Here is a 540-nt window from a genome sequence, read left to right on the forward strand (position 1 = left end):
ATGCTGCAGAGCTTCGAACAAAGACGCGTACCTGGTGGTCGCTGACTGACATCGCAAAGAACGGCCGAGAAAACCTCGTTTCCGCGGACGATTGCCAGCTCGTGTCGCATCTTGATGGCTTGCTTCGCGAGGCCGTCAGTGAGCGCATGGTCGCCGACGTGCCAATCGGGCTGTTCCTGTCCGGTGGCATCGACAGTTCAACTGTCGTCGCCCTGATGCAATCCCAATCCGCCCGGCCCGTCCGCACGTTCACTATCGGTTTCGGCGAGCCCGCCTTCGACGAAGCGGCCAGTGCCGCGGCGGTGGCTCGTCACCTCGGCACGGACCACACGGAGCTACGTCTCACTCCCTCGGAGGCCAGAGATGTCATTCCCGATCTGCCTCGTATTTGGGACGAGCCGTTCGCCGACGAATCGCAGATTCCGACACTGCTGCTATCTCGCCTCGCCCGCCGGGATGTAACTGTTGTCCTCTCCGGTGACGGCGGCGACGAATGTTTTGCTGGATACTCCAGGCATCTTTTGACCGCCCGTCTGGCTC

1 protein-coding gene is annotated in these 540 nt (G+C 61.7%); it reads left to right on the forward strand.

The features are described from left to right. Positions 1 to 540 (forward strand): asparagine synthetase B family protein (locus AC1DU6_RS35525; RefSeq protein ID WP_477863307.1); only part of this gene is annotated, 540 nt, incomplete at both ends.

This window comes from Roseateles sp. P5_B10, assembly GCF_056400485.1.